The organism is Synechococcus sp. R3-13, from assembly GCF_047462195.1.
GTDB lineage: Bacteria > Cyanobacteriota > Cyanobacteriia > Thermostichales > Thermostichaceae > Thermostichus.
In genome coordinates, this window is the sequence record NZ_JANSIO010000397.1 from 1 (window position 1) to 1,906 (window position 1,906).

Below are 1,906 nucleotides of genomic sequence, written 5' to 3' on the forward strand. Positions count from 1 at the left end.
CCCGCTTTAACCAGGCCAACACGCTGCGGCAATTGGGCCGCTACGAAGAAGCCCTACGTGCCTACGAACGGGCCCTTGCCCTCAGCCCCGACAGCCCGGAAACGTGGTACCTGCACGGGCTAACCTTAGCCTCTCTGGGACGGTGGCAGGGATCCCTAATCAGCTACGAGAAAGCCCTCGCCATCAACCCCGTCAATGCCCAAGTTTGGCAGAGTCGGGGCCTGGCTCTGTTTCACCTAGAGCGCTACGTCGATGCTCTGGCCAGCTACGAACGAGCCCTGCAACTGGGATCCGAATCCGTCTCTCTCTGGGCCGGCCACGCCCTTGCCCACCACCGCCTCGGCAACCCGATGGAGGCCCTCAACAGCTACGACCGTGCCCTGGCGCAAGATCCCAAACGCCCTCAGATCTGGGTGCAGCGCGGCCTGGTGCTGATGGACTTGAACCTCTACGAGCTGGCCATCCAGAGTTTTGATCGGGCCCTGCAGATGGATCCCAGCAATGCCGAGGCTCACTACGCCAAAGCCTGCTGCTACGCCTGGGAAGGCCAAGTGCCTCAGGCCCTACAAGCTTTGGAGCAAGCCCTACGCCTGGAGCCGGAACGCTACCGCCCCTTGCTCTCCTCTGAGCCCTATTTCGACCTCATTCGCGAGGAGCCGAGTTTTGCATCCTTTTTGGCAGCCCTTGCCGGCACGGATCCCCTCAAGAACCGCTCTGAAAGGCTTACACAGGGCTAGGCAACGCTAACCTTTGCTCAACGTCAAAGCGACCTGCGTCACAAGTCATCACTAACGGTAGTCTTGGCTACCAACCTGTCAGAGAAATCTCCACAGGCGCGACTTCCCCACAAGCTGTGGGTAGAGCGCTCAGACGACCGCAGTGGGTCAAGTGCTGCATTGAGACCCCAAAGACATCCCAGCCCTTCTCTCTCTGGGAGAGGGGGGATCAGAATGCGCAGGCGATCTCACGGCCAATCCCAAATCATGAACCAGTCCATGAGAGCACGCCAGCAACAGAAATCGGGCAATTCAATCGGGCCTGACAGGGAAATTGCGCTCTTTTGCCGAGGAAACCCGCCGATTTTCCGTGGAGATGCTGTTGCTTGGGCCCAGAAACCTGGTCAAACTAAGAACGTTCTAGCTTTTGGCGGATCTCAACAGTGTCCAGTCGTGCTTCTGACACCATCTCTGTAGCCCTATAGCTTGCGCATGCCAGGTCGGTTCGGCTGGGCAAAAGCGTCTATTTGGACTGGATAGGTGTTGATTATGCGTGGGATCCTCAGCCTTTGAATGGTTTTCCAGTTCCTTAAGTGCTGGTTCTACAGTTATTTTCGGCAAATCGGTAAAGTGGTTCTCTATGATAACGGCCCCTCGCCTGATCTCTCCCAAGAACTCCGTCTCACCGAGGCGACCGGCGGCCTCCACTCCATTGCCTTTGGCCAAGACCGGATTCCCAGCCGCATGTGGATCTATGGCATCTCATGAGGATGTTAAAGCCCGAACCGCCGAACTGTTGCGGCTGTACCACCAGAATCGGGATCCGGCCCTGCGCAATCGACTGGTGGAAATAAACATGGGCTTGGTGCGCAAAGAAGCCCATCACTGGCGCAACCAGTGCAATGAGGGGTACGATGACCTGGTCCAAGTTGGCTGCTTGGGTTTGATTCAGGCCATCGAACGGTTTGATATTACCCGTGGGCTGGCTTTCAGCTCCTTTGCCATGCCCTACATTCGCGGAGAAATTCAACATTACCTGCGAGACAAGAGCCCCACCATGCGGATCCCACGCCGCTGGACAACTCTGCAACGACAAGCCAAGAAGGTGATTGCCCGTCTGCGGCAAGAGTTGGGCCGTTCTCCCTCTGAGGCCGAGGTGAGAGAAGCCCTACAACTGACGGAGCAGGAAT

General features: G+C 57.5%; 3 protein-coding genes. All 3 read left to right on the forward strand.

Translation table 11 applies throughout. The features are described from left to right. Positions 1–737: tetratricopeptide repeat protein (locus tag NW856_RS11730; protein WP_414400423.1), on the forward strand; the 737-nt coding region annotated here is incomplete at its 5' end. A gap of 609 nt (positions 738–1,346) precedes the next feature. Further along, complete coding sequence (locus tag NW856_RS11735; protein ID WP_414400424.1) at positions 1,347–1,484, forward strand: hypothetical protein; 138 nt, start codon at positions 1,347–1,349, stop codon at positions 1,482–1,484. Beyond that, a partial coding sequence (locus NW856_RS11740; protein WP_414400425.1) for a sigma-70 family RNA polymerase sigma factor occupies positions 1,471–1,906 on the forward strand: 436 nt, incomplete at its 3' end. The genes NW856_RS11735 and NW856_RS11740, both read left to right, overlap by 14 nt.